This is a genomic window from Streptomyces sp. NPDC044704, assembly GCF_056433525.1.
Genome location: NZ_JBWKGY010000004.1, coordinates 559,034 through 585,939 on the forward strand (window position 1 = coordinate 559,034; position 26,906 = coordinate 585,939).

21 protein-coding genes are annotated in these 26,906 nt (G+C 76.0%); 9 read left to right on the plus strand and 12 right to left on the minus strand.

Going from position 1 to position 26,906, the window contains the following annotated elements:
* Positions 1 to 26: 26 nt before the first annotated feature.
* The 7 genes from AC07B0_RS13440 to AC07B0_RS13470 form a co-directional block, all read right to left on the minus strand.
* A complete protein-coding gene (locus tag AC07B0_RS13440; RefSeq protein ID WP_469379558.1) occupies positions 27 to 2,039 on the minus strand; it encodes a TOMM precursor leader peptide-binding protein in 2,013 nt (670 codons plus the stop codon).
* Complete coding sequence (locus tag AC07B0_RS13445; protein WP_469379556.1) at positions 2,036 to 3,841, minus strand: hypothetical protein; 1,806 nt, start codon at positions 3,839 to 3,841, stop codon at positions 2,036 to 2,038. Before AC07B0_RS13445 ends, AC07B0_RS13440 begins: the two co-directional genes overlap by 4 nt.
* Positions 3,838 to 4,986: a lantibiotic dehydratase C-terminal domain-containing protein gene (locus AC07B0_RS13450; protein ID WP_469379554.1), complete on the minus strand. Its 1,149-nt coding sequence runs from the start codon at positions 4,984 to 4,986 to the stop codon at positions 3,838 to 3,840. Before AC07B0_RS13450 ends, AC07B0_RS13445 begins: the two co-directional genes overlap by 4 nt.
* 29 nt (positions 4,987 to 5,015) lie before the next feature.
* The gene (locus AC07B0_RS13455; protein ID WP_478898098.1) at positions 5,016 to 7,733 is read right to left on the minus strand and encodes a lantibiotic dehydratase; all 2,718 of its coding nucleotides are present in this window, start codon (positions 7,731 to 7,733) and stop codon (positions 5,016 to 5,018) included.
* A 99-nt stretch (positions 7,734 to 7,832) separates the two neighbouring features.
* Positions 7,833 to 8,018 carry a thiazolylpeptide-type bacteriocin gene (locus tag AC07B0_RS13460; RefSeq protein WP_356883264.1) on the minus strand — a complete coding sequence of 62 codons (186 nt, stop codon included), beginning with the start codon at positions 8,016 to 8,018 and terminating at the stop codon, positions 7,833 to 7,835.
* Positions 8,019 to 8,085: 67 nt separating this feature from the next.
* Entirely contained in the window at positions 8,086 to 8,277 is a 192-nt protein-coding gene (locus AC07B0_RS13465) for a thiazolylpeptide-type bacteriocin (RefSeq protein ID WP_356883266.1), read from the minus strand.
* A 352-nt stretch (positions 8,278 to 8,629) separates the two neighbouring features.
* Positions 8,630 to 10,813 (minus strand): MMPL family transporter, encoded by a 2,184-nt coding sequence (locus tag AC07B0_RS13470; protein WP_478898099.1) that lies wholly within the window; start codon positions 10,811 to 10,813, stop codon positions 8,630 to 8,632.
* A 96-nt stretch (positions 10,814 to 10,909) separates the two neighbouring features.
* Between AC07B0_RS13470 and AC07B0_RS13475 the strand changes: the two genes are divergently transcribed.
* On the plus strand, positions 10,910 to 11,542 hold the full coding sequence (locus tag AC07B0_RS13475) for a TetR/AcrR family transcriptional regulator (protein WP_478898101.1): 633 nt from the start codon (positions 10,910 to 10,912) through the stop codon (positions 11,540 to 11,542).
* A complete protein-coding gene (locus tag AC07B0_RS13480; protein WP_478864213.1) occupies positions 11,539 to 12,282 on the plus strand; it encodes an LmeA family phospholipid-binding protein in 744 nt (247 codons plus the stop codon). Before AC07B0_RS13475 ends, AC07B0_RS13480 begins: the two co-directional genes overlap by 4 nt.
* A gap of 29 nt (positions 12,283 to 12,311) precedes the next feature.
* Here the strand turns inward: AC07B0_RS13480 and AC07B0_RS13485 are convergent, their stop codons facing one another.
* Positions 12,312 to 12,635: an SH3 domain-containing protein gene (locus AC07B0_RS13485; protein ID WP_356883274.1), complete on the minus strand. Its 324-nt coding sequence runs from the start codon at positions 12,633 to 12,635 to the stop codon at positions 12,312 to 12,314.
* 153 nt (positions 12,636 to 12,788) lie between these two features.
* Between AC07B0_RS13485 and AC07B0_RS13490 the strand changes: the two genes are divergently transcribed.
* Complete coding sequence (locus AC07B0_RS13490; protein WP_478898103.1) at positions 12,789 to 14,168, plus strand: DUF2252 domain-containing protein; 1,380 nt, start codon at positions 12,789 to 12,791, stop codon at positions 14,166 to 14,168.
* A 4-nt stretch (positions 14,169 to 14,172) separates the two neighbouring features.
* On the opposite strand, the gene AC07B0_RS13495 is transcribed toward AC07B0_RS13490, so the two are convergent.
* Positions 14,173 to 17,943: a CHAT domain-containing protein gene (locus AC07B0_RS13495; protein ID WP_478898105.1), complete on the minus strand. Its 3,771-nt coding sequence runs from the start codon at positions 17,941 to 17,943 to the stop codon at positions 14,173 to 14,175.
* A gap of 229 nt (positions 17,944 to 18,172) precedes the next feature.
* Here AC07B0_RS13495 and AC07B0_RS13500 point away from each other — a divergent pair, with 229 nt between their 5' ends.
* The 4 genes from AC07B0_RS13500 (at position 18,173) to AC07B0_RS13515 (ending at position 21,403) form a co-directional block, all read left to right on the plus strand.
* Positions 18,173 to 18,766: a hypothetical protein gene (locus AC07B0_RS13500; RefSeq protein ID WP_469379540.1), complete on the plus strand. Its 594-nt coding sequence runs from the start codon at positions 18,173 to 18,175 to the stop codon at positions 18,764 to 18,766.
* A gap of 61 nt (positions 18,767 to 18,827) precedes the next feature.
* Complete coding sequence (locus AC07B0_RS13505; protein ID WP_469379538.1) at positions 18,828 to 19,553, plus strand: hypothetical protein; 726 nt, start codon at positions 18,828 to 18,830, stop codon at positions 19,551 to 19,553.
* Positions 19,553 to 20,224: an RES family NAD+ phosphorylase gene (locus AC07B0_RS13510; RefSeq protein ID WP_356883284.1), complete on the plus strand. Its 672-nt coding sequence runs from the start codon at positions 19,553 to 19,555 to the stop codon at positions 20,222 to 20,224. The genes AC07B0_RS13505 and AC07B0_RS13510 overlap by 1 nt, the downstream gene beginning before the upstream one ends.
* A 72-nt stretch (positions 20,225 to 20,296) precedes the next feature.
* The gene (locus AC07B0_RS13515; protein WP_469379536.1) at positions 20,297 to 21,403 is read left to right on the plus strand and encodes a hypothetical protein; all 1,107 of its coding nucleotides are present in this window, start codon (positions 20,297 to 20,299) and stop codon (positions 21,401 to 21,403) included.
* A 182-nt stretch (positions 21,404 to 21,585) separates the two neighbouring features.
* On the opposite strand, the gene AC07B0_RS13520 is transcribed toward AC07B0_RS13515, so the two are convergent.
* Complete coding sequence (locus AC07B0_RS13520; protein ID WP_478898107.1) at positions 21,586 to 22,071, minus strand: ATP-binding protein; 486 nt, start codon at positions 22,069 to 22,071, stop codon at positions 21,586 to 21,588.
* A 247-nt stretch (positions 22,072 to 22,318) separates the two neighbouring features.
* On the opposite strand from AC07B0_RS13520, the gene AC07B0_RS13525 reads away from it, so the two are divergent.
* On the plus strand, positions 22,319 to 23,272 hold the full coding sequence (locus AC07B0_RS13525) for an alpha/beta hydrolase fold domain-containing protein (RefSeq protein ID WP_478898109.1): 954 nt from the start codon (positions 22,319 to 22,321) through the stop codon (positions 23,270 to 23,272).
* Between the two features lie 137 nt (positions 23,273 to 23,409).
* Positions 23,410 to 24,144, plus strand: coding sequence for a phosphatase PAP2 family protein (locus AC07B0_RS13530; protein ID WP_478898111.1), 735 nt, complete (start codon positions 23,410 to 23,412; stop codon positions 24,142 to 24,144).
* A gap of 58 nt (positions 24,145 to 24,202) precedes the next feature.
* On the opposite strand, the gene AC07B0_RS13535 is transcribed toward AC07B0_RS13530, so the two are convergent.
* The gene (locus AC07B0_RS13535; protein WP_356883294.1) at positions 24,203 to 25,210 is read right to left on the minus strand and encodes a LacI family DNA-binding transcriptional regulator; all 1,008 of its coding nucleotides are present in this window, start codon (positions 25,208 to 25,210) and stop codon (positions 24,203 to 24,205) included.
* 58 nt (positions 25,211 to 25,268) lie between these two features.
* The gene (locus AC07B0_RS13540) at positions 25,269 to 26,894 is read right to left on the minus strand and encodes a carboxylesterase/lipase family protein (protein ID WP_478898113.1); all 1,626 of its coding nucleotides are present in this window, start codon (positions 26,892 to 26,894) and stop codon (positions 25,269 to 25,271) included.
* Between the last annotated feature and the right edge of the window lie 12 nt (positions 26,895 to 26,906).

Consider the following 26,906-nt stretch of genomic DNA (forward strand, 5'->3'; position numbering starts at 1 on the left):
GGGGCGGGGCCGTGGGGTCGCCGGCGTCAGGGAAAGGGGTGCGGGTGGAGTACCAGGTCCTCGTGGCGCAGGGGACGGGACGTGCGGCCGAGCCGGTACGGCACCTCCAGCAGCCGGGGCAGGCCCAGCGTGCGGTGGTTGACGTGCCCGAAGGTCATCGGCAGCGATCCCGGGACGATCGCCTTCACGCAGTGCAGGCCGAGGCGTTCGCGCACGCCCGGTTCGCTCTGGTCGACGGTGATCACCTCCAGACCGGCCCGCGACAGCCGCTCGACGGTGGCCGCGAGGAGGGCGCCGAGGTCGTGGACGGGCCCGGGTGCGTCCGGCCAGGCCTCGGCGGCCGTCAGGGACGGGCCCGGGCCGGCGAAGAGGAACGCGGTGCGCGGCGCCGCCTCGGGCAGCATGTTGAGCCCGACGTGGTCGTCGAGGGTCACCACCAGCTCCGGCCGGTCCAGCATCGGGCGCAGCCGCCGCGGATCGCGCGGGCCGCCCTCGCCGGACGAACGGTGCGCCGACTCCAGCACGTTGGTGACCACCTCGGCCACCGCCGAACGGATCGCCGCGCGGGGGTCGTGGTGGGCACCCGCCGCGAGGAACATCCGCGGCGCCCCGGGGTGGGTGCCCTCGTAACGGCAGACCGCGAGGACGGCCGGGACGCCGAAGTCGTTCGTCGCGTCGAGGAGGACCAGCCGGTAGCCGGCCACGGCCGCCCGGTCCGCGAGGAGGGCCGTGTCGAGGTCCTCGGCGGGCACCTCGACGCGGCGCAGGGGCGTCCGCGCGTACCAGGCCATCAGGAAGGCGTCCCGCTCGGCGACCTCGAACAGGCCGTAGAGGGCGGCCTCTTCGGGGCTGTTGCCCAGACCGCAGCCGTTGGAGGACTCGTACACCACGCGCGGACGCCCGGGGCCCGGTACCTCCCAGTAGGCGACGTGCTCGGGGACGGCCGTCACCCGCTGCCGGGTCAGCGACCAGCCGTGCACCCAGTCCAGTTCGAGGTCCGGGGTGTAGGGGACGGTCGGCGACGCCGGATGACCGTGGTACGCGGGGTCGGGCAGGCCGAGACGCTCCGGGTCCACGGCCCGGTCGGGCCCGAGCTCGGCGAAGGAGGCGCGCAGCGTGGTGCGGCGGCCGGTCGGTCGCATGCCCGCGTACCGCTCTACGGCCTCGAACAGCGCGATCCGCTCACTGTCGGCGAAGTCACCGGCGCGTCCGTATCCGGCGCCGTCGGCGAGCCGGCCGTCCGTGACGGAGGCGCTGGTCAGGCTGAAGGCGGAGTCCTCGGCGCGGAGCAGTCGGCGCACCGGGCCGAACCGTCCGTCGTACAGTGCGGCGCGCAGCCCCTCCGGGGTGGTGCGGGGGTTGGGGGCGCGCAGGACGTACGGGTCGGGCAGCGGACGGGGTGCGGGCAGCGGGCGGACGCCGGACGCGGTGTCGGCGGGCAGGGGGCGGCATACCGCGCAGCCGCCGACCGGGCGGATCCGGTGGGTGGACCAGGTGCCGCGGCCCTGGTGGACGACGTGGACGACGGCGGTGGCGGGATCCGCGCCCCTCTCCTCCCCCGCTTCTCCCTCCCCCGCCTCCCCGTCGTCGTCCAGGAGGTCCCGTACGAGGGCTCCGAGCGAGCCGGCGAGCGCGGGTGACGGTACGCCTGCCAGCGCCATGTCCGGGCTGCGCCAGGGCACCCGGCCGCCGTCGGTGGCCAGCCGTTGGTACTCGGCGCAGGACAGGCAGGCCGCGGCGCCCGGCCGCAGCACCGGGCCGATCACGGCCAGTGCCCCGTCGAGGCGTACGGGGACCAGGGCGACGGGCCGTCCGAGCGCGTGCCGGCTGAGTTCCTCGGCATCGCGCAGCGTCCACCGCGTCAGGAGGACCACGGCCGGGCCGGCCGGGTGCGTCCTCGCCGACGCGGCGTCGAGCACGGGCACCGGCAGGGCTCCGAGCGGGGCGGCCGTGTCCGGGACGGCCGTGTCCGGGACGGCCGTGTCCGGGGCGGCCATGTCGGGGACGGCCGTGTCCGGGGCGGGGGTGCGGGTGGTCATCGCGGGTCCTCCGGGGTGTGCAGGACGGTGAACCCGAAGGCCCGCAGCAGGCCGGCGGGTTCGGGATCCGCCCCGGGGGCGGGGGCCCGCCCGGGCGCGGCGGCTCGCGTCAGCCGGTGCAGCGCGTCCTGGAAGGAGTCCTCCCGGGCGGCCGTCTCCGCGAGCCAGCCTCCGGTCCATCCGGCGTCCTCCCAGACGGCCGGGCGCGCTCCGGCGGTGGCCAGGGGGGCGACGGCGCCGCCCGAGGGGCGGGCCCGTGCGGCGTCCGGCCCGGCGGCGCGGGCCGCGACGGCGGCGAGCGCGGCGAACGCCGCCGCGTCACCCGGGGTCGCCTCGACGGCTTCGCCCAGCACCCGCGCGGGCGGGCCGCCGGGCTCGGCGGGGCCGTGGACGAGGGCTCGGTACACCTCCTCGCCGGGGGTGGTCCGGTACACCTCCAGCCGGGCGGGCACGGCGAGGCGGGCCGTCAGGGTCGTCCACCAGTGGCGGACCTGGGGGTGCCCGGACCAGCGGGACGGCGCCACCGGCTCCTGCCCGTCGGGGAGCCCGATGCGGCGGGCCGCCTCGCGCAGGGCCCGGCCCCGGGCGTGCCCGGGGTTGGCGCCGACGGTGAACCCGGTGTCGCCCAGGAGGAGTTCGGCGACCCGACAGAACACCTCCAGGCGGGCCAGGTCCAGCCGTGGCGCACCCCCGGCCAGGCGTCCGCCGTGCGGCGGGGTGCCGGGCAGGAGGCAGGCGGCGAGCGGGACGGGCAGTTGGCGCAGCTCCCCCGGGAGGGGGTCGGGCAGGGCTCCGCACCGCTCGTCGCCGAGGGCCGCCACCCGGCGCAGTGCCTCGCCGAGGGTGTCGGCGGGGCCGAGGCCCGCGCGGCGGTCGGGGTCGAGCCGGGCCGGCCCGAGCCAGGTGCGGTACTCGGCCCGCAGCGGGCGGGCGTCGGCGAGGAGCACGGCGGGCAGGCCGGGCAGCTGCCGGCCGTCGTCCCCCTCGCCCGCCGGGTCCGGGAGCCCGGCGGCCGCGCACAGCAGCCGGTGCGCGGCGGAGCCCGCGAGCAGCGGGTCGAGCGCGGCGGACCGTACGGGTGCGCCGGGGCCGAGCCGGGCTTCGAGGGCCGCCGCGTCGGAGCGGGCCTGGACGGGGCTGCCGGGGGCGGTGACGTATCCGGTCGCGCCGGACCGGCCGACGGCGACGGCCCGGTCCGGGCCGGCGCCGAGGACGCGGAGCAGGATCCGCCCTTCGGGGAGTTCCGGGTCGGCGGTGTGCGCGACGGGCAGTCCGCACCGTGCCAGTGCCTGCGCCGCGGCCCGGGCGAGCGGCCCGTCGGGGGCCGCGGCCACCACTTCGGCGCGGGCCGTGGCGAGCGCGGCCGACGCGGCGTCGGGGCGTGCGGCCGTCGCTGCGAGCCACTGCGCGAGCGGCCCCGGGGCGGGGGCGGCCGGCGCGGAGGGCGTGCGCTCGTCCGGGCCGGACGGCGGCAGCCCGCCGGGGCGGGTCCTCCGCCCGGCCGGGGCGGGTTCCGTGACGAGCAGGTCGTGGGCGTCCAGTTGTACGAGGAGCGTTTCCACGGCGCGCCGGGGCGCGGAGCCGGGTTGCATGCCGTCGAGGAGGGCGTCGACGTCCCCGTCCAGGAGCGCCGGCTCCAGCCGCCGCCACAGGGCGGGCAGTGCGGCGCTGCCCTCCAGGGTGAGGTTCCCGCGCCGGCCCCTCAGGTGCAGCCCGCCGCGCAGCGGCGTCACGGCGGTTCCCGGGCGCAGCCTCCGTACGGTCCTCTCCACGGCCGGGGCCGGTGCGGTCCCGGGGGTCATGCGCCGCGCTCCACGGCGGCGACGGCCGCGCCGAGTTCGGCGCGCCAGTCGCAGCCGGTCAGGCCGGGCACCGTACGGACGACGAGGTGGGCCGCTAGGTACCGCTCCAGGGGGCGGACGTCACAGATGGCGAGGAGCCGGTACAGGGCGTTGGTGCAGGCCCGGTACACCAGGTAGTCGGGGCGGCTCCACATCCCGCCGTCCGGGTCGGAGCGGCTGAGCAGGCGGTGGAACTCGCTGTAGCGGGTGCGGGTTTCGTGGTCCCAGCGCCGTGCGGCCGCCGGGTCACCGGTGGCGGCGGCCCGGGCCCGGTACTCCTGCGGGGCGCCGTGCAGGTCCGCGCCGGCCTCGTACCGGCTGCGCGCCAGCCGCCAGGCTCCCGCCGAGAAGTCGGCCCAGCCGCGTTCCCAGCCCTGCGCGTTGCCGTCGGCGATGCGTGCGACGAGGGTGGTCGCGGCGTCGCCCGCGCGTTCCCAGTGGCTGTCGAAGCGCTCGCGCAGGCGGCCGTCCGGGTCGTCGTGGAGGAGGAAGTCCTCCAGGTGGGAGACGTACGAGTAGTGTCCGCCGGCCAGTCCGCCGGGGTGGGCGCGGGCGTGGGCGGCGAGGGCGGTCACCGCGAGCCGCAGCCGGGCCCCGGCGGTGTCGCCCTGTTCGCCGAGGTACCGGGCGCCGGCCTCCAGTGCGCCGAGTCCGGCCCGCAGCAGGTCGTCGCGCAGGCCGGCGCCGTCGTCGCCGAGGAGGGCGCGTACGGAGGTGCGGTCGGCGGGTTCGGTCCGGACGGTGTTGTCCGGGGTGATCGGGCCGTAGGGCGGGGCGATGAGTTCGGCGCGTCCGGCTTCGGCGGCCCGTGCGAGCAGCTCGGTCTCGGAGCGGTCGCCGCGCGAGGGGTGCACGGCCATCCAGGCGCGGATCCGCGCGGCGGCGGACTCGGCGGCGGCAGCGACCTGTTCGGGTTCTCCCTGGAGGCGCAGCCGCAGGTGGGGGCCGTGCAGCCAGTGGCGTTCGACGTGTGCGGCCAGGCCCTGGGCCGTCGCGGACCGGGCGAGGGGCAGCAGTGCCTCGCGCAGGAGCGGGGCCTTGACCGGGTGGTGGTAGGAGGCGACCACGTCGCGGGTGCCTGTCGCGGGGGGACGTGTTTCTCGCACGGTGCCTTCCTCCGTGGCCGGTGGGCGGGTCATCGGGGCCGTCCGGCCCGGTCGACCTCCAGGACGAGTTCGGCCGCGCGGGCCGGGGCGGCCAGGCCGCCGGGTGCGGGGAGCGCCTCTTCCAGTACCGCGCCGCCGTCGTGCCGGGCCAGCCATTTGGCCAGGCAGCGCAGGTGGAGCGCGTTGCCGAGGTCCACGAACTGCGGTTTGGGCAGGCTCAGCCGGCTCAGGAAGTCCTCGGCCCCGCGTCCGGTGGCGACGGTGGCCGCCGGGTGGAGGAAGAGCTGTTCGGGCAGGTCCAGCCGGGCTCGCCAGCGGGCCGCCGCCGTGGCGGGCTGCGGGGTGGCCGCCAGGTCCGCGCGCAGGGCCCGCACCACCTCGGCGGGCAGGATCCAGCGGGCGCGCCGGAGTACGACGTGCCGGTGGCGCAGCCGGGGGCTGCGGGTCACCGTGCCGCCCGGCGCGGGGAGGGCGGTCCGGGGGACGAGGGCCCTGAGGTCGACGGATCCGTGGGGGTGGTCGCTCAGGTGGGCGCCGATGCGGCGTGACAGGAGGACGGGGGCGAGGAAGCCCGGGTAGAGGACGTCGACGTGTTCGCCGGTGTCCCGCAGCCGGAAGCGCACCTGGTCGGTGGGTTCGTCGTGGACGAGTTCCAGGTCGGATTCGGCGAGGGAGGCCGCGCGGTGGTCGGTGCCGATCTCGTCGGGTACCAGCAGGGGGTGGAGGTTGGCGTTGAACCCGCCGACGGGCCGGATCTGCGCGGCCCTGGACCCGGGATCCAGGGCGCGGCTGATCTGCCGGGAGACGGCGTCGCGCGCGCCGGGGTCCAGGGCGTCCAGGAAGCGGCTGCTGAACCGGCCCCATCCGCCGTAGACGTGGTTGACGCAGAGGAGGTCCCGGTCCGGGTCCCGCTGGAGGAAGTACGCGTAGCCCAGGGGTCGTTCGAGGGTCCAGCGGGGCAGGTGCCCGCCGAGCGTCTTGAGGAGGTCCGGGGGCAGGACGAGCTCGTGGGCACCGGCCGGTGCGAGGGCCGCGGCTTCGCGGACGGCGTCGGTGACGGCGGAGCGCAGGGCGAGGAGTGCGCCCGCCCCGGTGGGCAGGGGGGTTCCGTCCCGCGGGTCGAGTACGGGGAGCCGTGCCGCGGCTTCCCAGGCCTCGGTGACGTCGGCGCCGAACTCCCACGGGTGGCGGCAGGTGCCGCCGGGCCCGTACCGGGCGACGAAGCGGTCGCGGACGAGGCGGCGGACGAGGTGGCCGAGGTCGAAGAGTTCCGCGAGTGCCGTGACCTCGCCGAGCGCCTCGTGGTCGGCGGCGCCGAGGAATCCGTCGAGGACGAGCGGGTCGGGGGCGACCACGTCCTCGGAGAGGGGGACGAGGGGGGCGGCGACCGCGGGTACGGGGCGTCCGGCGTCGGCCAGTTCGTCCCGCCAGCGCCGGGACAGATCGGCGAGCAGGGCGGGGCGCGCACTGGCGGGTGTTCCGGCGAACTCGGCGGTGCGGCGGCCTAGTTCGTCGAGGCGGTCGGCGCGGGCGCGGTCCCCGGGGTGTGCGGCGGCGAAGGTGCGCAGCCAGTCGGCGAGGTGCTCCAGCGGATCGTCGTCCTGCGGCGGGACCGGGTCGGCGGGCACGAGCAGGCCCGCTTCCGCGAGGCGGTGCAGGTACCCGGCGGCCGCCGCCACGCCGGTGCCGGTGCCGTCGCCGTTCCTGTCGCCGTTCCTGTCGCCGCTGCCGTCTCCGTTTTCGGGCCGGGTCAGGGCGGCGGCCAGCAGGTCCGTGAGTTCGTCCAGGGGGGCGGGGTCCGCGGCGTGGTCGGTGAGCAGGCGCAGCGGGCCGCCGAAGGCGAGCTCCGCCTCGTCCTCGGCCGCCACGAGGTAGCGTCCGCCGGCGAAGCCGGGCTGGTCGCGGGAGTACGCGGCCCGTCCCCCGGTGACCCGGGCCGTGCTGGTGATCCGGTGGGGCAGGGCCGAGCGGCGGTGGGGAGCGTCGAGGAGGGCCATGGTGAGGGCGGCCGTCAGGGTGCGGTTGGCCCGCACCACGGAGCGCAGGGGGCCGCCGAGCAGGGGTGCGGCGCCCCAGGAGGGGACGGCCTGGCGGGTGGACGCCCCGGTCAGGGTGCCCCAGCCGACGGCGGTGAACCAGGACAGGGGGCTGGTCTTGGTACTGGCCCGCAGGGCGTACCGCAGTACGGCGGGTTCCTCCTTGCGCGCCCGGCGGTCGGTCGTGCCCGTGGCGGCGCGCTCCACGGCCCGCAGCAGGTCGGCGCTGGTGAGGGCGACGGCCCGGGCGAGGGCCGGCTCGCGGCACAGGGCGGCGAGCTGCGCGCGTTCGGCGGCCAGGGCCCGGTCGGCGGCGCCGTCGAGCTCGGCGAGGAGGGCTGTCCGGCGGGCGCGGAGCGCCGTCCAGGCGGTGAGCGGCGGCAGCCGGGCGGGCAGGTCGCCGAGGCGTTCCAGCAGGGCGGGCCGGGGTTCGCGCCCGTTGTGCAGGGCGCGGCGCAGCGGCAGGACGACGTCGCGGTGGAAGTCCGCCGGGTGGCCGTCGCGGCTGTCGTGCAGGGCGTCGCAGAGGGGCCCGGTGAGGTGCAGCAGCTCGGCGTCGAGCCGGTGGAGGCGGGCGGCCAGGGCGCGGAACTCCGCCGCGGCCGGGGGCTCGGCCGGGTGCGCGAGGACGGTGAAGCGGACCAGCGCGTGGGGCGCGGACCGGACCCGGTACGCGGCCTCGCCGGCGGCGGTGTGCTGTGGCTGCGGCATGCCTCTCCCCGTCCTGTGGGTGGTGGCGCGGGCCTCCCGCCGCACGCGGGGTGCGGCGGGAGGCGTCCGGCATTCGGGTGGTGCGGGGTGGGCCGGGGATCAGCCCAGCGGAACGTCGGTCTGCGGCTGGGCGCAGGAGGAGGAGCCCTGACAGGAACAGGAGCCGTGGGAGGCTCCGCCTTCGGGCAGGGCGGCGGTGTCACGCATGGACGTCACCGTGAGCTCGCCGAGGTCGAGGTCGTCGAAATCGAAGTCGAAGCCGGGTTCGGGAAGGGCATCGGGCATGGGTGTCTCCCTCGTTGGACGGTTGGCTGAGAGGGGGTGGGCCGGGTGGTGCTGACGGGCGGTCGTGTCAGCCCGTGGTCACACCGGTGTCCAGCTGCGGGTCGACGCAGCTGGACGAGGCCACGCAGGAGCAGGCGTTCCAGACGGGTGCTCCCTCGTAGAGGGCGGCCTTGTCGCGCATGGACGTCACGATGAGGTCGCCGAGGTCGACGTCGAGTTCCCGGAGGTCGAGGTCGATGGTGCGTGCGTAGTCGGGCACAGGTGTCTCCCAGAAGTGGAGGCGATAGCCGAATGTGCACTGAACAGAACTCCGCGGTCTGCGGCTCGGTTTGTCCGATATCCGGAGACGGCTGTTCCGAAAAAAGTATTACAAGGCCGGTCGAGCGGCGGCAAGCAATAACGGAATGCGCCGGACGCCCCCGAAGAGCCCTGTCCGGATGACGATTTCGGCGGCTGGAACATCGGGTGCCGCCGAAAGGATCCGGCCTTTTTCGGTCAGGGCCCAGAATGGCCCGGAGCGCTATAAGGGTTCTGGAAGTCCCCTCGAAATCCCGTGGACGCGCCCGGCCCCGCCCGGGGCGGAACGCGCGGGGAAGACCACGGCCGGGCCCTCACGCCCTGACGTGCGGCAGGATCCTGTCGAGACGCCGCGGCAGCCACCAGTTCGCCCTGCCCGTCAGGAACATGACGGAGGGCACCATGACGAGCCGTACGACGGTCGCGTCGATGACGACGCTGACGGCCAGCCCCAGCGCGAGCATCTTGATGACGACGACGGGCGAGGCGGCGAACGACAGGAACACGACGGTCATGATCAGCGCGGCGCTGGAGATGACCCGGCCGGTCACGGCGAGACCGGTGGCGACGGCGTGCCGGTTGTCGTGGCCGGCGCGCCAGTCCTCGGCGATGCGGGACAGCAGGAAGATCTCGTAGTCCATGGACAGCCCGAAGGTGATGGCGAACATCATCATCGGTACGTACGACTCGATCGGCACCGGTCCGGGCAGGCCCAGCGGTGCCGCGCCCCAGCCCCACTGGAAGACCGCGACGAGGATGCCGTACGAGGCCGCGGTGGTCACGAGGTTGAGGAAGACGGCCTTCAACGGGATGACCAGGCTCCGGAAGACCGTCATCAGCAGCAGGAACGAGGCGACGAGGACCAGGCCGATGATGAGGGGCAGGCGCCGGGTGACGGTGTCGCGGAAGTCCAGCTGCCCCGCGGTGGTCCCGGTGAGGTGGGCGGTCGCCCCGGTGCCGTGCAGGGCCCCGGGGAGCGTGCGGTCGGTGAGCCGGTCGAAGAGGGCGCCGGTGGCGGCCTCCTGCGGGCCGGAGGCGGGGGTGACGGTGGAGGTCAGGATCCTGCCGTCGGCGCTCGGCCGGGGCGGGGTCACGCGCGCCACCCCGGGCGTGCGTTCCAGGGCCTCCCCGAGTTCCCGCCCGATCGCGTCGGCGCTCCGCGAGCTGTCGGCGAGGTCCACGACGACGAGGAAGGGGCCGTTGGCGCCGGGCCCGAATCCCGGTCCCCCGGCTTCGGAGATCCAGGTGTGGGCGTTGCGGGTGGCGCTGCCGGCCGGGTCGGCGCCGCTGTCGACGTGACCGAGGCGCATGGAGAACATCGGGACCGCGCACAGGGCCAGGAGCGCCGTGCCGGCGAGGAGGAACGTCCACGGGCGGCGGGCGACGAGGGCGGCGTAGCGGTGCCAGCCGTCCCGGCCCCCGGAGCTCTCGGCGACCGGGCGGCGTACCCGGAGGCGGTCGATGCGGCGGCCGACCAGTCCGAGCGCGGCGGGCACCAGGGTGACGGCGGCCGCGGCGGTCATGACCACGGCGGTGGTCGCGGCCAGTCCGAGTTTGCCGATGAAGCCGATGCCGCAGGCGTAGAGGCCGAGGAGGGCGACGCCGACGGTCATGGCGGCGACGAGGACGGCGTGACCGCTGGTGGCGGTGGCGCGGCCCGCGGCCTCGACGGGATCACCGCCCTCGACGAGGTCCTGGCGGTAGCGGGTGGTGAGGAACAGGGCGTAGTCGATGCCGACGCCGAGGCCGAGCATGGCCGCGAGGGTGGGCGCCGCGGTGGCGAAGGAGACGGCGCCCGCGACGATGCCGACCACCCCCATGCCGACGCCCACGCCGATGAGCGCGGTGGCGAGGGGCAGGAGGGCGGCGGCGACGCTGCCGAACGCGAGGAGCAGGATCACCAGGGCGGCGGCGAGACCGGTGAGTTCCGCGGCCGCGTCGTCGGCGGGCGGGCGGACGATCTGGTCGAGGTCGCCGCCGTAGCCGACCTGGACGCCGGCCGCGCGGGCCGGTTCCGTGGCCTCGTCCAGCCGGTCCGTGTAGGCGTGCCCGAGGGACTTCAGCGGGGCGTCGAAGGACACGACGCTGTACGCGGTGCGGCCGTCCGCGCTGGTCACCGGGGGCGAAGCGGCCGTGACGTGGGGCAGGGCGGCGAGCCGGCCCAGCGTGTCGGCGACCGCCTTCCCGTGCCCGGCCACGGTGCCGGAGTCCACGTGGAGGACGACCTTGCCGTTCGGCGCGTCGGCGGCGGGTTCGGAGGCCTTGAGCAGGCTCGCTCCGGCCTGGGTCGCGGTGCCGGGCAGGGTGACCTGGTCGCTGTAGACGGCGTCGGCGAGGTGCCGGCCGGCGAGCGCGGCGCACAGGACGAGCAGCCACGCCGCTATGACCCACACGGGGTGGCGGGCGCAGAACGCCCCCGTCCGGGCCAGACGGGAGGGCGTCGCCCGGTCCGGGACGGGCGGCGCGGCGGAGGGGACCTCGGGCAGGGCTGAAGACACGGCGACTCCAAAAGTGTCAGGACTGCCAAGAGACACTAGGTCACACATGGCAGGGCTGACAATTGACATGTCTGCCGTGATCGGTAGGGTTGCCCCATGGCACCCGAGAACAGCCCGCCCGGCCTGCGCGAACGCAAGAAGGAGCAGACCCGTCGTACGTTGCGCGCGTGCGCGGCCCGGCTCTTCGCCGAGCGCGGGTTCGCCGCGACGACCGTGACGGACATCGCGGCCGCCGCGGACGTGTCGGAGCGCACGTTCTTCCGGTACTTCGAGAACAAGGAGTCCCTGCTGCTGCCGGACAGCGCGGAACTGTTCGCCTTCATCGAGACCGCCCTGACCGCGCGCCCCCGCGACGAGGACCCCCTCGACGCGGTGTGCCACGCCCTGACGGAGGCCGCCGTCCCGTTCGCGCGCAGCACCCTGGCGGGCCTGACCCACTCGCTGGCGGGCACCGAGGGGCAGGCACTCGTCCGGTCCCGGCTGATGCAGGCCTTCACCGAGTTCGAGGACCGCCTCGCCCACCTCGTCCTCGAACGCCTCCCGGCCGGCATGCCCGACACCGACCTGCACGCGAACGTGATCGCCTGCTCGGCGCTCTCGGCGGCCCGCGCCGTGCTGCGCACCCAGCGCGCCCGCCGTGAGGCCGGTACGGCGGGCGACGCCGCGCCGCTCCTGCCCAAGGCCTTCGCCATCCTCGCCCTCGCCCGGAACGGAACCTCCGCACCGTGAAAAGCCCCCGCCGCAAGACCCTGATCGTCACCGCCGCCGTCTGCCTCGTCACGACCGCCGCCGCCGGGACCGTGAACTTCGTGGCACTGCGGAAGGCCGAGGAGCGGGTGGTCGACGCCGCGACGTGCCGGCTCGGACCGGCCGGAGCGGTCAGCGCCGACCTCGACGGCCCCCTCGCCGGACTGCGCGCCCTCACCGGCGACGTCGCGACCGTCCGCCTCCGCGCGGAGGGGGTGCGGCGCCAGGGCACCGACATGGACGTCGACGCCGTCCTGAAGGACGTCTCCCGCGACGGCGTCAAGGCCGGCACCGGCACGGCCACCGTCGGCTACCCGGCGCTGAACCGGCGCGCGGACGAGGCCGCGGACGGCGCGGCCTCCGGCCTGGTCCTGGGCACGGACGGCAAGGACCTCACCCTGACGGGGAACGCCGGGGACACCGGGCTGCCCGTCACCGTCCGGACCACCCTGTCCACCACGGCCGACAGCGTCACCGTCACGCCCGCCGCCCTCCGGATCTTCGGCCGCGACGTACCCGTGGACCGGCTGGCGTCCCTGCCGTTCGGCTCCGGCATCGCGGACAAGCTGAAGCCCCGCACGATCGGTCTCGGGGACCTCCCGGACGGGGTCGAGCTCACCGGCGCCCGCGCCACCGGCTCCGGACTCGTCCTCTCCTTCGCCCTGAAGGGCGCACTGGACCGGACGGCGGGCACCGGGCACTGCGTCGGAACGACGGCCTGACCCTCAGCGGGACCGGGCACCCGTCCGGGTCACTTCTCGCACCAGCGCACGTTGGTGTAGTTGTGCACGTACCGGGCCGAGACCCAGCCGGACCGGCCGTGCAGCCGGTACCAGATGTCGTTGCCCTCCACCCATTTGGCCTCGGCCTGGCAGGACAGCCCGATCCGCTGCCACGGGTCGAGGGAGCCGACGATCCGGGCTCCGGTGGTCGGGCTGGAACGGACCTTCACCCCGGACGGGCTGACGACCAGCCCGTCCGCGTACGACGGGTCCGCCAGCGCGCTCCCGGCGAAGAGCACGGCCGAGACGGCGGCCACCGGTGCCACCAGGGCGATCTTCCTGAACGTGCGCATCCGCGCCTCCCCATCTCCATCACCACGACCGGAGCGCCGCGGAGAACGCGGCACCGGAATGGACCTTGCGCCGCGGCCGGCCGTCCGGCGGGTCCGGCACACCGCGCGTTCCCCCGGACGGCGCACGCCCGGACCCGGTGATATGACTGGAGGATGGCGAAGGACCCGCCGTCGTCCCCTGACGACCGGGCCCGGTCCGGCCGGGCGCGGCGCAAGCGGCTGCCCCGGTCGGAGCACGCGGCGACGCCCCCGCAGGACGGCCGCCCGGACCCGGTGGCGGTCCTGGCCGCGCAGGGCGTCGGCCGGGTGCCGGAACTGCTGCCGCTGCGCTACGCGCGGATGGCGGCCGGGCCGTTCCCCTTCCTGCGCGGGGCCGCGGCCGTGATGGCCGCCGACCTGGGGGCCGCGCCGCACACGGGACTGCTGGTGCAGCTGTGCGGGGACGCGCACCTGCTGAACTTCGGCCTGTACGCCTCTCCCGAACGGACCCTGCTGTTCGATCTGAACGACTTCGACGAGACGCTGCCCGGCCCCTTCGAATGGGACGTCAAACGGCTCGCGGCGAGCGTGGCCGTGGCGGCCCGGGACAACGGGCACGACGACAAGGCCGCCCGGCGGGCCGCCGGAGCGGCCGCGGCGGCCTACCGGCGGAACATGCGCCGGCTGGCCGGTCTCGGTGAACTCGCCGTCTGGTACGAGCGGGTGGACAGCGCGGAGGTGCTGCCGCTGGTGCGGGGGCGGCACCGGGAGCGGGTGGCGATCGCGCTCGAACGGGCCCGGCGCCGGACCAGCCTCCAGGCGCTGGACAAACTGGCGGAGACGGTGGACGGCCGGCTCCGGATCCGCTGCGATCCGCCGCTGCTGGCGCCGGTCGACTCCTTCGACGAGGCCACGGTGGCGCAGGTGTTCACGGACTACCGGGCCTCGCTGCCGGAGGAACGGCGGCTGCTTCTAGACCGTTTCCGCCGGGTCGACGTGGCCCGGAAGGTGGTGGGCGTCGGCAGCGTCGGGACCCGCTGCTTCGTGATGCTGCTGACGGGCCGGGACGCGGGAGACCCGCTCTTCCTCCAGATCAAGGAGGCCGTCCCGTCCGTGCTGGAGGCGCACGCCGGGCCGTCCGCTCACCGGCACGCCGGCCACCGCGTGGTGGCCGGGCAGCGGCTCCTCCAGGCGGCCGGCGACATCTTCCTCGGCTGGGCCACCGGTCCCGGCGGCCGGCACTTCTACTGGCGCCAGCTGCGCGACATGAAGGGCTCGGCCGAGATCGCCTCCATGGACCCGCTCCTGCTGGAGGGGTACGCGCGCCTGTGCGGGCGCACCCTGGCCCGCGCCCACGCCCGGACCGGCGACCGGTTCGCGATCGCCGGCTACCTGGGCGCAGGCGACGCCTTCGACGAGGCCGTCGCCCGCTTCGCCCTGGACTACGCCGACCTGACGATCGCCGACCACGCCGCGCTGACCTCGGCCCTGACCGACACCGACACCCCGTCGCACACGGCCCAGCCGACGCACCACGGCCGTACCGGCGCCTGACCCCTCACTCCGGCCGCGGCTCGCCGTCCATCCGGGCCAGCACCTCGCGGGCAGCGGCGACCCCGGAGGGGCCGGTGGGCGCGCCGGTCCGGCGGGGCAGGTCCAGGGCGAGCCGTACCGGATGGCCGAGCGGCAGCGGGAGCAGCGCGAGCCGGACCCCGTGCAGGGCCTTGCGCCGGGCCCGGGGGTCTCCCGGGTCGGCGGCCAGGCTCCGCAGCCGGTCGCGCAGTTGCCCGTACTGGGCGTCGTCGAGCGCGGCCCGGATGCCGTCCAGGTGCTCGGCGACCAGGCGCAGCAGCTGTTCCTCGGGCTGCGCCGGTTCCCCCGCCGGCCGTGCCCGCGCCGCGGACGCGCCGCCGCGCGTCGACGCGGCGGGGCCGGGGTTGCCCTGGTGGGTGAAGGCGGCCCAGAGCGGGAGCCGGTCCAGACCGGGCCGGTCCATCTCGCGCAGCAGCTCGCCGCCGAGGGTGCCGGGGTCGCGGCGGTCGGGGTCCAGCATCCACATCTGGGCGCCGCGCAGGGCGTCCACCGGGCTGCGGCCCTCGACGGCGACGTAGTGGTGGAACACGGCCATCATCAGGGCCGAGGCACCGTCCTGGGTGGTCCAGCGGGAACCGACCACGTCCCGGGCGCCGCCCGCGACGAAGGCGGTGGCCAGGGTCAGGGCCTCGTCGTGGTCGCGTGTGCTGAAGTCCGTCTCGCAGGCACTGAGCACCACCAACGGGCCGCTCTCCTCGGCCCGTTCGCCCGGCGGGGCGGTGCTCGCGCGTTCCAGCAGGCGGCTCACCGTCAGCATGCCGAGGTCCGGTGAGGCCCCCTCCCCGCCCCGTTCGGGCGGCAGGTCCTGCGTACCGTCGGGGAACGCCAGGTGCAGGGCGGAGACGGTGGGGCTGGTTCCGGCCGATCCGTGGCAGGCGAGGTGGAGGACGGACAGGGGCTCGTCGAGGAGGGCCATCAGTTCGTCGGGGGTACCGTCGGCCACGGGTTCGAGGTCCGGGTCGTAGTACTCGCCGAACAGGCGGGCGTCGGGGTAGAACGCGGTGTTGAGGGCGACGGCCTCCTGCTCGGCCAGGGTCAGGTCGATCCGCGGGTCCGCCAGCAGGACGGCCGCGGACGCCGGGGGCCGCCGGTCGCGTGCCACCGAGCGCAGGAAGTGGGCGCCGGACGCCGCGTAGCTGATCGCCATGAACTGGCAGGCGTAGTCGGCGGGCGCCACGTCGGGCAGCCGGGCCGCGTGCCAGGGAACCACCCCGAGGTTGCCGCAGGGCACGAGGACGATCCGCGGGGTGCGGCTGTGGGGCCTGCGGTTCGCGTTCGCCGCGATGCGCTCCGTCATCCCGCTGAGTACGGGCCCCAGCGCGGCCGGGAAGGACCACTCGCACAGGGTCGACAGGGCGGCCTCCCAGGCCTGCTCGGCCTCCTGGTCGCCGGGCCGGGCGGCGCGCTCCGCGGCGGCGTCCATGTAGCGCACGAGCGGTCCGCTGCGGTGCTCCGTCAGCAGGGGCAGTCCGATGGCGCAGGTTCCGCAGTCCGGCCCGACCATCAGGGCGAGGCCGGGCGAGATCCCGGTGCCGGTCATGAGGTAGACGAGGGCGTCCGCGTCGCTCGCCGTGACCCCGGCCGTCAGTTCGCTCACCGTCGGGGTCGGGATCAGCCCCTGGTCCCGGTAGCCGAGCACCTCCAGCGCCTGCCGGCGCAGGCTGCTCGGGAGCTCGCCCGGCAGACCGTCGGGGACGCCCGCCCGTACGGGCTCCCGCCACGCGGCGGCCAGATCGGGCCGCCCGCGCTCCTCCAGCAGCTCCGGCACCCCCGCGGAGGCGGCGGCCGCGTGCAGGACCGTGGCCCGGCCCAGTTCCAGCGCGGTCACCGCCTGGGGCAACTGCCCCTGGGAGGCCGCCCACTTGGCCGTCTCCACGCCGCGCCGGGCACCCGACCGGGCGGTGAGCAGCCCGTGTTCGGGGCCGAGCTGGAGGACGACGTCCGCGGCGAGCGCCCGCAGGGCCTCGATGCCGGTCTCCGTGGCGGCGGCCGCGTCCTCGGCGCGCCGCGTGCCGTGCCAGCGCTTCTGGTGGAGCCGCGTCAGCTCCCACAGGGAGTCGGCGGCGAGCGAGGCGGCCCGGCCCTCCTTGAGCGCGGTCCGGACCCGGGTGTAGGCGTCGATCGCCCCGTCGAGGTCGACGGGGTCACTGGTGAGTTCGTGGCGCAGGGCGAGGTCCGAGGCGTGGCTGCTCCATTCGGCGGGCCCCGCGTCCGGGCCGGGGTCGGAGAGCTCCCGGATCGACGCGGGATCGCCGGTGACCTTGGCCCGCACGGTCCGCTCCGCCCGGGCCAGGTGGGCGGCGAGCTGCCGCATGGGAGGGGGGAGGAGCTCGGGCGCCGCCGCGAGCGCGCCGATGTCGTCGAGGCCGGCCAGCGCCTGTGCGTCGTCTCCGGTCAGGAGCCCCCGCAGCATGCGGGCCTGTCCGAGGACGACCCGGGCCGCCGGGAGGTTCGTGTCGCCCGGCGCGAGGCCCGCCTCGATGCCGGTCAGCTCCTCGATGGCCGCGTCGAGCAGGGGCACGTCCTGCGGCCCCTGCACGTCCTGGACCGCGGCGGTCTGCTGGGCGATCCGCAGCGCCACCAGGCCGGGCGCCGCCCAGGGCGGCAGGTTTCCGTCGAGGCCGCGCAGTACCTCCGGGATGAGGCCTCGGGCGCGCTCGCGGTCCTGCTCGTTACCGCCGACGGCCTGGCCCAGCTGGAGGACGCCGCCCATGGCGCCGGCCAGCATCTGCGTCAGGGGGTCTCCGGGGGGCATCCGCTCGTAGGCGGCGCGCAGGAGCCCGAGCGCCTCGTCCATGGCGTGCGGGTCGCGGCTGCGCATGGCGTCCGTCATGGAGGCGAGCGTCGGCATGAGGGCGCGCAGCGCGATGTCCGACGGGCCCTCGACGCCCGGGCCCGCCGCGGCCGCGACCGGGCCGGCGGCCGGCTCCCGCCCCGCGGGCGCGTCGGCGGGCACTCCGGCGAGCGCGTCGGCGGGCACTTCGGCGGGGGGCACCACTGGGGGTACGACGGGAGGTACGACGGACGCTCCGGCCGGGGCCGGGCGCCCGTCGGCGGGCGGCGCGTCGCCCTGTAGCAGGGTCATCATGTCGACCAGCTCCCGCATCTGGCCCGCCATGGGATGGCCGTCCGGCACCATCCGCATGAGTTCCTCCGGGTCGTCCGGCAACCCCTCGCGTTCGACGCGCCCGAAGAGCTCGGCCACCCGCAGGATCTCCGGGTCGAGCGACACCAGGGCCTCCGGTGCGTCCACGAGCCCCCGGAGCGCCGTCATCCAGGTGTCGACCCCTCCGGGGTTCTCCAGCGCCCACCTGCTGATCTCCGCGAGGCTCGGCGCCTTGCCCGCCATCACCGGACCGAGGTCGGCGACGGGGAAGGCCAGCATCGCGAGCATCATCGCGGTCATCTGCTCCTCCTGCGGAGCGAGCGTCACGCCCGGCTGCGGCTCGCGCGCCGCCCGCAGCAGCCGTTCCGCCCGCTCCTTGTCCCCGGTCCGGGCACCGGCCGCGTACCGCAGGGCGAGCAGGGAACCGAGCAGGACGGTGATGCGGTTGCGCAGGGCCGGATCGTGGTCCAGCAGGGTCACGAGCCGGTCCAGCTCGTCGATCGACGCGTCGTAGTCGGACGCCGGCCGGCGGGAGCCGCCCTCCGCCGGCAACAGGAGCGCGGCCCGCCGTCCCGCGTCCCCCGCCCAGACGCGCAGTGCCTCGACGCCCCCGCCGTCACCCTCGTTCATCCGTCCCCCTCCGCCGCTGTTCCCACCCGGGCGTTCATGATGGGTCCCCGCCCGGCCCGGTGTCGCCCCCTTCCCGGGAGCGACCTGACTTCACCCCGGACACGACCGGATCCGGACCCCCGGCCGGTCGCCGGCCGGTCGGACACGGGGCGTTCTCCGGACGGGGCCTTCACCCGTGGCGGGATCCGGTGCTTCGCTGACGGTGTGACGGTACGGGGACGGAGGCCGCGTGGACGCCGGAAGTACGACCGCCCTCGCGGTCGCGGTGGTGGGGGTCGTCGGAACCCTGCTGTCGGCGCTGCTGACCCAGCGTGCGGCGGAGCTCAGCCGGATGCGCCAGGAGGAACGCGCCGAGGAACTGCGCGAGCGGCGCGGCGAGGCCGGGTTGCGGCGCGCGTGCTGCGTGGCCCTCAACACGGCGTCCCGGCAGTACGTGGCCGCGCTGACCGACCAGTTGCACGCGCTGGGCCGCGAGGAGGAGCTGCGGGCGGTGCGGCAGCGGCTCATCGAGGCCCGCGACCTCCACCGCGACGTGTACGCGGAGGCCCAGATGCGGCTCCCGGAACGGGTCCTGGGCATCGCGGGCGAGGTCGCGCACGCGCTCGGCGGCGTGTACGGAAGTCTGAGACGGCTGGACGACGGGGTGCCACGGCCGGGTGATTCGGTCGCGGCGGCGCAGGCGGACATCGACGCCCTGTGGGACCTGTTGCGGGAGATGCGGCGCGGGATGCGGGCCGAACCGGGCGTTTCCGGGCCCGGTTCCGGCCGTCGGCACGACGGATCCGGTGACCCGGGTGCCGCGACGCCCGGGGCATGGTCATGATGGGGCGTCAACGGACGTCGGACGCAAGAGGGTTGGCGCCCGGACGCGGAGAGGGGACCGCATGAACGCGAGAGAACCGGAGGACCAGCTGATCGGCCTCATCGCCGAGCACTGGGAGAGCGTGAACGCGGCCCTCACCGACGAGCAGAAGGCGACGCTGCTCGCCCGGCTGCGGGCGCTCGGCGACACGGCGCACGGCGACGAGAAGGCCGTCCGCAAGGCGCGCCAGGGGGTACGGCTCGCCCTGCTGCCGCTGCCGTTCGGGCATCCGGCGCGCGCCGCCCTGGAGTCCTCGCGCCTGGCGGTATCCGGCGCGTCGGCGGTGGAGACCGTGACGCTCGTACGGGAGCTGCTGGCCGGGCTCGCGACACCACGGCCCGCCCCCGGCCCCGGCCCCGACGACACGCCCCCCGGCGACACGGCCCCCGACACCGCGGCGATCGTCGACGCCGTCCACCGCAGGCTGCTCCGGGCCCCTTCGCTGGCGCCGGAGGAGGTACGGGCCAGGTTCGGCGGCGCCGCGCCGCCCCCCGAGGTGATCCGGCTCCGCGATCCCGAACGCGGGGACCGCTATCCGGAGTTCCAGTTCACGGCCGGCGACGCGAGCGCGCACGAGGTCGTCCTGGAGGTGAACCGGCTGCTGCTGGCCGACGTCGACCCGTGGGGCGCCGCCGACTGGTGGCTGAGCGGCAACGTCTGGCTGGGCGGCACACCCGCCTCGCTCCTCGGGGAACTGCCCGACGAACGGCTCGTGGGTGCGGCCGCGGCACTGGTGGAGGGGTACTGATGACGCGCGTCCTGCCTCCGTCCGCGTACGAACTGCGGCCCCACCAGCACGTCCTGCCGGCCGGCACACCGCTGTGGCGGGTCCACTCCTCCACCCGGCCGGCCGAGGAGTTCAACCCCCTGCCCGCCGACCTCAACTTCGGCGGCAGCCGCTTCGACGGCACGATGCTGGACCCGTACCCCTACCTCTACGCGGGGGACGGCCCGACCACGGCCCTCGCCGAAACCCTGCTCCGCTCGATGCCCTTCGACCCGGAGCGGGGGCTGCGCCTCGTGCCCTACCGCGCGGTCCGGGGCAAGTCGCTCAGCGTGATGCGGACCCGGTGCGAGGTGAGCCTGGTCTCGCTGATCAAGGAGGACGACCTGGCCGCCGTCTGCCAGGACTCGACCCTGCTGGAGGACGAGCAGAACTATCCGAAGGCGCGGCGCTGGGCCAGCGAGATCCGGGTCCAGGCGCCCGGCTCCATGGGGCTGATCTGGCAGTCCCGGCGCAACCGGCCCCGGCACGCACTGGTGCTCTTCGGAGACCGCTTCGACGGCCAGGGCGGGAAGCCGCTCGAAACGCTGCCGGCCGAGGGGATCGCGGACCTCGGTTCACGGGCGGGGGTCGAGGCGGTCAACGCCCTGCTGGCTCCGCTGCGTTCGGCGATCTCGTTCGGGGGGACGGACTGAGGACCGCACCCCCGCGCGCCCCGGCCGGTCCGATCCTTGTCGCCGTGTGACACGCGGTGTCATGGTGTCCCCATGACCCCGTTACCCGTGGAACACGCAGCGGTCCTTGCCGAGTTGAAGGAGGTGCGGCGGGCGGGTCTCGTCCGCCTGCGCGGGCGCGCGCTGCCCGCGCTGGAGTCCGCGGCGGCCTCGGTCCCCGCCAGGACCGCGGACGGAGCCGTCGAGGCGCTCCTGCGCCTGGCCGTGGCGCGGCTCGACGCGGGCACCCTGCGCACGGCCGCCGAGTACACCCTGGGCCTGGCCCAGGGCACCAGGGACTGGCCCGCGTCCTCGCGCCGGGCCCGCGCCTGCGCGGTGTACGGGGTCAGCGTCGAGCGGTTCCGCAAGGACCACGAGGTGATGGTGCTCGGGCAGATCGCCGAGCGCATCGTCCAGCTGGCGACGGAGGAGCCGGTCCCCGACACCCCGGAGGCCCGGGACCGGGACGCGGGCACCCACCGGACCGTCGAGGTACGGGCGGGCGCGGGAACCGCCCTGCTCACCGTGCACGTGCACCCCGTCGACCTGCTGCGTGACGTGGACGTGGTCGTCTCCCCGACCAACACCTACTTCGCCCTGCCCGAGCCGTACAAGTCCTCGGTCTCCGCCTCGCTGCGCCGGGCGGCCGCCGTGCGCGGGGTCACCGGGGACGTGCGGGCCGATCCCGTCCAGGAAGAACTGCGCACCTGGGCGGCCCGGCACGGCACCGCGGGACGTCCGGTACTGCCCGGAACGGTGGCCGCGACCGGCGCCGGAGCCCTGGCAGGCCAGGGGATCCGGCGGATCTACCACGCGGCGCTGGCCGTGCCCCGCGCCGGGACCAACGACTACGACGTGCTGCCCGCCGACGTCACCCGCGCCTCGGCCCGCGCCCTGGCGCTGCTGGCCGAGGAACACGACCGCCACACGCCGCCCCTGCGCTCGGTGTGCTTCCCCCTGCTCGGATCGGGGAGGGGCGGACTGCCGCCCGGCGTGAGCCTGACGGCGGTGTGGGCGGCCGTGGAGGCCGAGCTGGCGCGCGGCGCCCGGTGGGACGTCCACTTCGTGGTGCGCGACGCGGAGGCCGCGGCGCTCGTGGAGCGGATCCCCGCCGGGAACCGCCCCGCCCGCGACCCGTCCCCGACCCGGCACTCCGGTTGAATCGGATCACGAGCCGCCCGGACGGGGCGACGGGGGGCCTGCCCCTCCGGGCGGCTCACGGGGGAAGCGGGGGCGCGTAGCGGCCGGCGGCCTCCACCGGCCCGGACCCGGCGGTCGCCGAAGCCGGGCCGGACCGGATCGGATCAGGCAGCGGCGCGTCCCCCGCACTCCCGCGCCCGCGGTCAGGGCGCCGGAACCCGCAGCCGTACCGACTTCCCCGACTCCCCCGCGACGACGGAGAGTTCGCCGCCGGATTCGGCGGCCAGCAGCTGGACGATCAGCAGTCCGCGGCCGTACTCGGATTCCAGGTCGGCCTCCGCCCGCGGAAGGGGCAGCCGGGGCAGGCCCGCGCCCTGGTCGGCGACCTCCAGACGGATCCAGCCCCCGTCCCGGGTCACACCCACCCGCATCCGTCCGGCGGCCGCGTGCCGCACGACGTTGCCGACGAGCTCGCTGACGGCCAGCAGCAGCACATCGGCCAGCTCCCCCGGCACCCGCCAGTCGTCGAGGGCGTCCCGGACCCGGGCCCGGACCTGCGGGACGGTCGCCGCGACGGGGTCGGTGACCCAGTGGACGAAACGGCCGGCCGAGGAGGGGTGCCGGGGCGCGGGCGCGGCGGGACGCGGGGGCTCCGCGAGGGACGTGGACCTGCCGAGGGGGGTGAGCATGGCGTGCTCCCGGAGGGGGAAGGCGGCGCACCCACTGCGGCGGCTCGTGTAACCGACGGGGAAGTCGGACTGCCCATGGGCTTGTGGTCAGCGGAAATGCGTCGCTACTGTTGTGATTACACGTGTAACACGTTATGCCTCCCCCGGCGATCCGCGCAAGCATTTCGGACAAACGTCCCGAAGCCTGCGCCGCGCCGGGACCCGGCCGGCCACCACGGCCGCGCCGCGCCGCATCGGAAGGGCCTCAATGACGCAATCTCCCGCCGCCGGGTTCGACATCGCCGACATGACCTGGCCGCCCCCGCCCTACCAGCCCCCCGTACCGCCCATGACGGGCGCCGACGGCGTGCGGTTCTTCGACGGGGTCACGTACGCCACCACGCCGGGTTTCCGCCCCCGCCTGCTCGACGTCCGGGTGCCCGCGGGCGAGGGCCCCTTCCCCGCGGTGGTCTGGATCCACGGCGGCGGCTGGCTGGAGGGCGACCGCCGCTACCCGCCGCCGACCGTGCCCGCCGCACTCCTGCACGGGGCGGTCCTGGGCGCCGGACTCGCGCTCGTCTCCATCGACTACCGGCACAGCCTCGAAGCCCCGTTCCCCGCCCAGCTGCACGACGTGAAGGCGGCGATCCGCTACGTCCGCGCCCACGCCGGGACACTGGGCATCGACCCGGACCGGATCGGCGTCTGGGGTGAGTCGGCCGGCGGTCACCTCGCCGCCCTGGCCGGGCTCGTCGGCCCGGGCAGCCCCGACGGCGCCGCCCTGGAGGGCGCGCACGGGGTCGGCTCCGGGGCCACCGGGGTGTCGGCCGTCGTCGACTGGTACGGGGTCTCCGACCTGCCCGCCCTCGCCGACCACCCGATGCCGGCGATGCCGGGCGGAGCGGACTTCCCGGACCCGTACGAGGCCCTGCTGGGCGGCACCGAGGCCGAGCGCCCGGCGCTCGCCCGCGCCGCGAGCCCGGTGACGTACGCCCAGGGCTCGAATCCCCCGCCGTTCCTGCTGGTCCACGGCACCCGGGACGGGCTGGTCCCCTACAGCCAGAGCGAATCCCTCGCGCGTGCGCTCTCGGACGCCGGGGGCGAGGTCACGCTGCGGCCGGTGGAGGGCGCGGACCACATCTTCCTCGGCTCGCCGGACATCGAGGCGATCGTCGCCGAGAGCGCCGCCTTCCTGGCCGGCCACCTCGGCGCGGGCGCCTGACCCCCCGCCTTCCGGTGGTGGGGCGTGGCGCGGCCGCGCCCCAACACGCCCGGCGGAACCGTGCCCCGGCACCGCCACCCGCACCCGTTCGCACCCGTAGACGGCCGCGGGCACGCCCGCGGCCGTGAGAGGCAGTCATGTCCACGCACCCCGCAACCACCCCTTCCGGCAGACCCGGCGACTCCGGGGCGACCCGCGGCCGCGGCGCGCTCGCGCCGGGTCTCCTGTTCCTCGGAGGCGCCGCCCTCCTGGCCCTCGCCGTCCGCCCGGACGTCGTGAACCCGCCCTTCCAGGGCCTGGACGAGCGCTGGCTGCGCTGGATGGGCGGCCCGCACGAGGGGCCGTACGCCGCCGTCGCGGCCGCCCTGAACTGGTTCGGCGGGCCGCCCGGCGCCGTCGTCCCGCTCGGCCTGCTCCTCCTGTTGCTCGTGCGCCGGCGCTGGGTGTCCGCGGGGTTCTTCCTCGGCACCTACCTCGGCGCCAGCACGCTCGTCGTCCAGGGGCTCAAGCACCTGGTGGACCGGCCGCGGCCGGCGAACCCGATGGTCCGCGTCGACCACGGCTCCTTCCCGTCCGGCCACGCCGCCTCGGCGGCGCTGCTGGTGGTGCTGGTCGGCGTACTGCTGGTGCCGGCCGCCCGGCGGCGGGGGTGGTGGGTGGCCGGAGCGGTCTTCACGCTGACCATGATGTGGAGCCGCACCTGGCTGCACGCGCACTGGCTGAGCGACACCGTGGCCGGTGCGGCCGCCGGCGCGGGCGCCGGACTGCTGGCGTGGTGGCTGTGCGGACCCGCGCTCCACCGGGAGCGCGTACGGGTCCACGACCGCCGGGGGGCGGCCGTGGGCACCCCCGAGCCCGCCCCGCAGCACTGACGGGACGGGCGGGACCCGGTGGGGGTCCCGCCCGTCCTCCGGGGATCGTGCCCGTCCGTCAGGAGCTCTCGCGGTGGACGAGTACGGACTCGACGGACGGCAGCGGCTGCGCCGCCCCCGTGGTGATCAGTTCGTGCAGGGAGTCCGCGATCCGCGCGGGCGACGGCAGCTCCAGGCGGACCGTCGTGAGCGCGGGCTGCTGGAACGCGGAGAGGACCAGGTCGTCGGAGCCGACGACGGCCACCTGCTCCGGTACGGCGATGCCCTCGGCCCGGAAGGCGTGCAGCAGCAGGGCGGCGTACTCGTCGTTGTAGGCGAACACGGCGTCGAGGCCGAGGTCCGGCCACCGCCGGGCGAGGGCGGTCGCGGATTCGCGCGTGTAGGACAGTTCGAGCGGGGTGACGGTGGCCATGTTGCGGGCGGCGACCGATTCGGCGCCCGCCAGGCGCGGCCGCGCCAGCGTGGCGAGCCCGCGCTCCTGCGGCATGACCACGCCGATCCTGGTGCGGCCGCCCGCGATGAGGTGCCCGGCCGCGGTGGCGCCGATGTCGGCGTGGTCGAAGCCGACGGTGTGCACGCCCTCGACGGGACGCGCGGCGAAGGCCAGCAGCCCGCGCACTCCGGCGCGGCGCAGCAGGTCGGCCGCCTGCGGGGTGAACCGGTCGCCGTCCAGGGCGACGACGGCGGCCGGGCGCAGCTCGGCCCAGGCCCGGGCGGCGTCGACGGGGTCGGCGAAGCGGCCCGCGTGGAGCACGGACGTGTAGCCGTGCCGGTGGAGTTCGCCGTGGAGGTCGTCGACCCAGTCGCTGACGAGGCGGCCTATCGCCGAGACCGAGGAGGGCATCAGGACGAGGTTGCTCCGGCCGGCCCGCAGGGACCGGGCCGCGGCGTGCGGTACGTAGCCGAGGCGGCGGGCCGCGTCGAGCACGCGCGCACGGGTGGCGGCGCTGACACGGTGGCCCTGGGTGTCGTTGAGCACGAAGGAGACGGTGGCGCGCGAGACTCCGGCCAGGCGCGCGACGTCCGCACTGGTGGTGGTCGCGGGGACGTGAGTGTCTTCGGCCATGGCGTCCCTCGATGTTCCTTCTGGTCGGTTCGCACCTGCCCTTCCGAGGTTACACGAGTTAGATCACGGCGCCGGAGGGCCCCTCGGGCGCGGGCCCGGGCCCGTACAGGACCCTGGAGGCGCCGGCGAGGTCACCGAGGGCCGTCACGACCGAGTCGAAGCGCATCGTGGTGCGCTCCCCCCGCTCGTACGGGTCCCACCGCGGCAGTCCGGCGTGGTTCGGGTCGCCCGTGCGGACGAAGGCGATCCAGGCCCGGTGCATGGCGGTGGCGAGTCCGTCGCGGACGGCGGGGGCCAGTCCGGCCAGGAAGGGGGCGTGTGCCCACTGGTCGAAGTTGGCGAAGACGAAGGGGAGTTCCAGGCAGTGGGCGGCGCCGAGCCGGCCGTCGTGGGCGGGCGTGGGCAGGTCGAACTGGTAGGCCCACACCGGGTGGCCGGCCTCGGCCCTCGCTTCGGCCAGCCGCAGGGCGGGAACACGGAAGAGCTCGTCCGTGACGAGGTCCATGAGGACGTCGGCCGGGCGGGCACCGGGCCGGGCGCGCTCGTACGCGGCGTACACCTCGGGGGCGCGGGCGGCGCCGAACGTCTCCGCGATCCGCTCGGTCACCCGCTCGCGGGTCGCGGTGGCGTAGCCGTCGTCGAGGGCGAAGCCGAAGTTGGCCTCCTCGCGGGTCCAACCGATCATGACGTCGATGCCGGTCGCCGCGCCGTGCGTCAGGGTCCCGGCCGGATGGCGGCTCAGGGTGACTCCGTCGATCACGGGGAGGAACGGGGTCGGCCAGTACCCCCACCGCGTCGTCCGGGCGAAGAGTCCGAGGCCCGCGCCGATCAGCTCCGGCCAGTCCAGCGCGCGGAGTTCGGCCACGGTCTTGGCTCCGGCGAGCTCCAGGTAGGCGGTGACGCGCTCCTGGTAGGTGTCGGGCATGGGGAAGTCCAGCCCGAGGGGCGGGCTCTGCAGGATCACCCGCTTGATCAGGCCCCGGGTCTCGGGGTGGCCGGCGAGGGCGGCGGTGGACACCGCGCCGCCCGACTGGCCCGCGACCGTGACGAGGTCGGGGTCGCCGCCGAAGGAGGCGATGTTCTCCCGCACCCAGTACAGGGCGCGGAGCTGGTCGGTGAGCCAGGGGTTGCCGGCCCGGCCCACCGCCGGGGCGCCGTCGGCGGGCGCGGCGCCCCCGCCTTCCTCCTCACCGTCGCCCCCGCCCTCGCCCTCGTCCGCGAAGGAGAGGTAACCGAGCGGCCCGATCCGGTAGTTGACGCTCACGACGACGAGGTCCCCGTCCCGGGCGAAGGTGGCCCCGGAGTACCCGGGCAGCGACCCGGAACCGGAGACGAAGCCGCCGCCGTGGATCCAGACGAGCACCGGCCGGCGGGCGCCGTCGGCGGCGGGCGTCCAGACGTTGAGGGTCAGGCAGTCCTCGTCGAAGGGCGGCGAGCCGTGGCCGCCGAGCACCGGGTCCCCGCCCTCCCGGTACGGCTGCGGCGCGCTGGGGCCGTCGGCGGTGGCGTCCCGCGTCCCCGCCCAGCCGGGGTGCGGCCGCGCGGGCCTCCAGCGCAGGTCACCGACGGGCGGTGCGGCATAGGGGACGGCCCGGAAGACGGTGAGCCCGTCTTCGGTCGCGCCGCGGAGGCGCCCCGCGGGGAGGTCCACCACCACGTGGTCCCGGCCTGGGGAGTGAGCCATGAGCCGATCCTT

Excerpts from the sequence above, each read along its gene's own strand:
- AC07B0_RS13440 (WP_469379558.1), bottom strand. The coding sequence starts at position 2,039 with ATGACCACCCGCACCCCCGCCCCGGACACGGCCGTCCCCGACATGGCC.
- AC07B0_RS13445 (WP_469379556.1), bottom strand. The coding sequence starts at position 3,841 with ATGACCCCCGGGACCGCACCGGCCCCGGCCGTGGAGAGGACCGTACGG.
- AC07B0_RS13455 (WP_478898098.1), bottom strand. The coding sequence starts at position 7,733 with ATGCCGCAGCCACAGCACACCGCCGCCGGCGAGGCCGCGTACCGGGTC.
- AC07B0_RS13460 (WP_356883264.1), bottom strand. The coding sequence starts at position 8,018 with ATGCCCGATGCCCTTCCCGAACCCGGCTTCGACTTCGATTTCGACGAC.
- AC07B0_RS13475 (WP_478898101.1), top strand. The coding sequence starts at position 10,910 with ATGGCACCCGAGAACAGCCCGCCCGGCCTGCGCGAACGCAAGAAGGAG.
- AC07B0_RS13485 (WP_356883274.1), bottom strand. The coding sequence starts at position 12,635 with ATGCGCACGTTCAGGAAGATCGCCCTGGTGGCACCGGTGGCCGCCGTC.
- AC07B0_RS13490 (WP_478898103.1), top strand. The coding sequence starts at position 12,789 with ATGGCGAAGGACCCGCCGTCGTCCCCTGACGACCGGGCCCGGTCCGGC.
- AC07B0_RS13495 (WP_478898105.1), bottom strand. The coding sequence starts at position 17,943 with ATGAACGAGGGTGACGGCGGGGGCGTCGAGGCACTGCGCGTCTGGGCG.
- AC07B0_RS13505 (WP_469379538.1), top strand. The coding sequence starts at position 18,828 with ATGAACGCGAGAGAACCGGAGGACCAGCTGATCGGCCTCATCGCCGAG.
- AC07B0_RS13510 (WP_356883284.1), top strand. The coding sequence starts at position 19,553 with ATGACGCGCGTCCTGCCTCCGTCCGCGTACGAACTGCGGCCCCACCAG.
- AC07B0_RS13515 (WP_469379536.1), top strand. The coding sequence starts at position 20,297 with ATGACCCCGTTACCCGTGGAACACGCAGCGGTCCTTGCCGAGTTGAAG.
- AC07B0_RS13520 (WP_478898107.1), bottom strand. The coding sequence starts at position 22,071 with ATGCTCACCCCCCTCGGCAGGTCCACGTCCCTCGCGGAGCCCCCGCGT.
- AC07B0_RS13525 (WP_478898109.1), top strand. The coding sequence starts at position 22,319 with ATGACGCAATCTCCCGCCGCCGGGTTCGACATCGCCGACATGACCTGG.
- AC07B0_RS13530 (WP_478898111.1), top strand. The coding sequence starts at position 23,410 with ATGTCCACGCACCCCGCAACCACCCCTTCCGGCAGACCCGGCGACTCC.
- AC07B0_RS13535 (WP_356883294.1), bottom strand. The coding sequence starts at position 25,210 with ATGGCCGAAGACACTCACGTCCCCGCGACCACCACCAGTGCGGACGTC.
- AC07B0_RS13540 (WP_478898113.1), bottom strand. The coding sequence starts at position 26,894 with ATGGCTCACTCCCCAGGCCGGGACCACGTGGTGGTGGACCTCCCCGCG.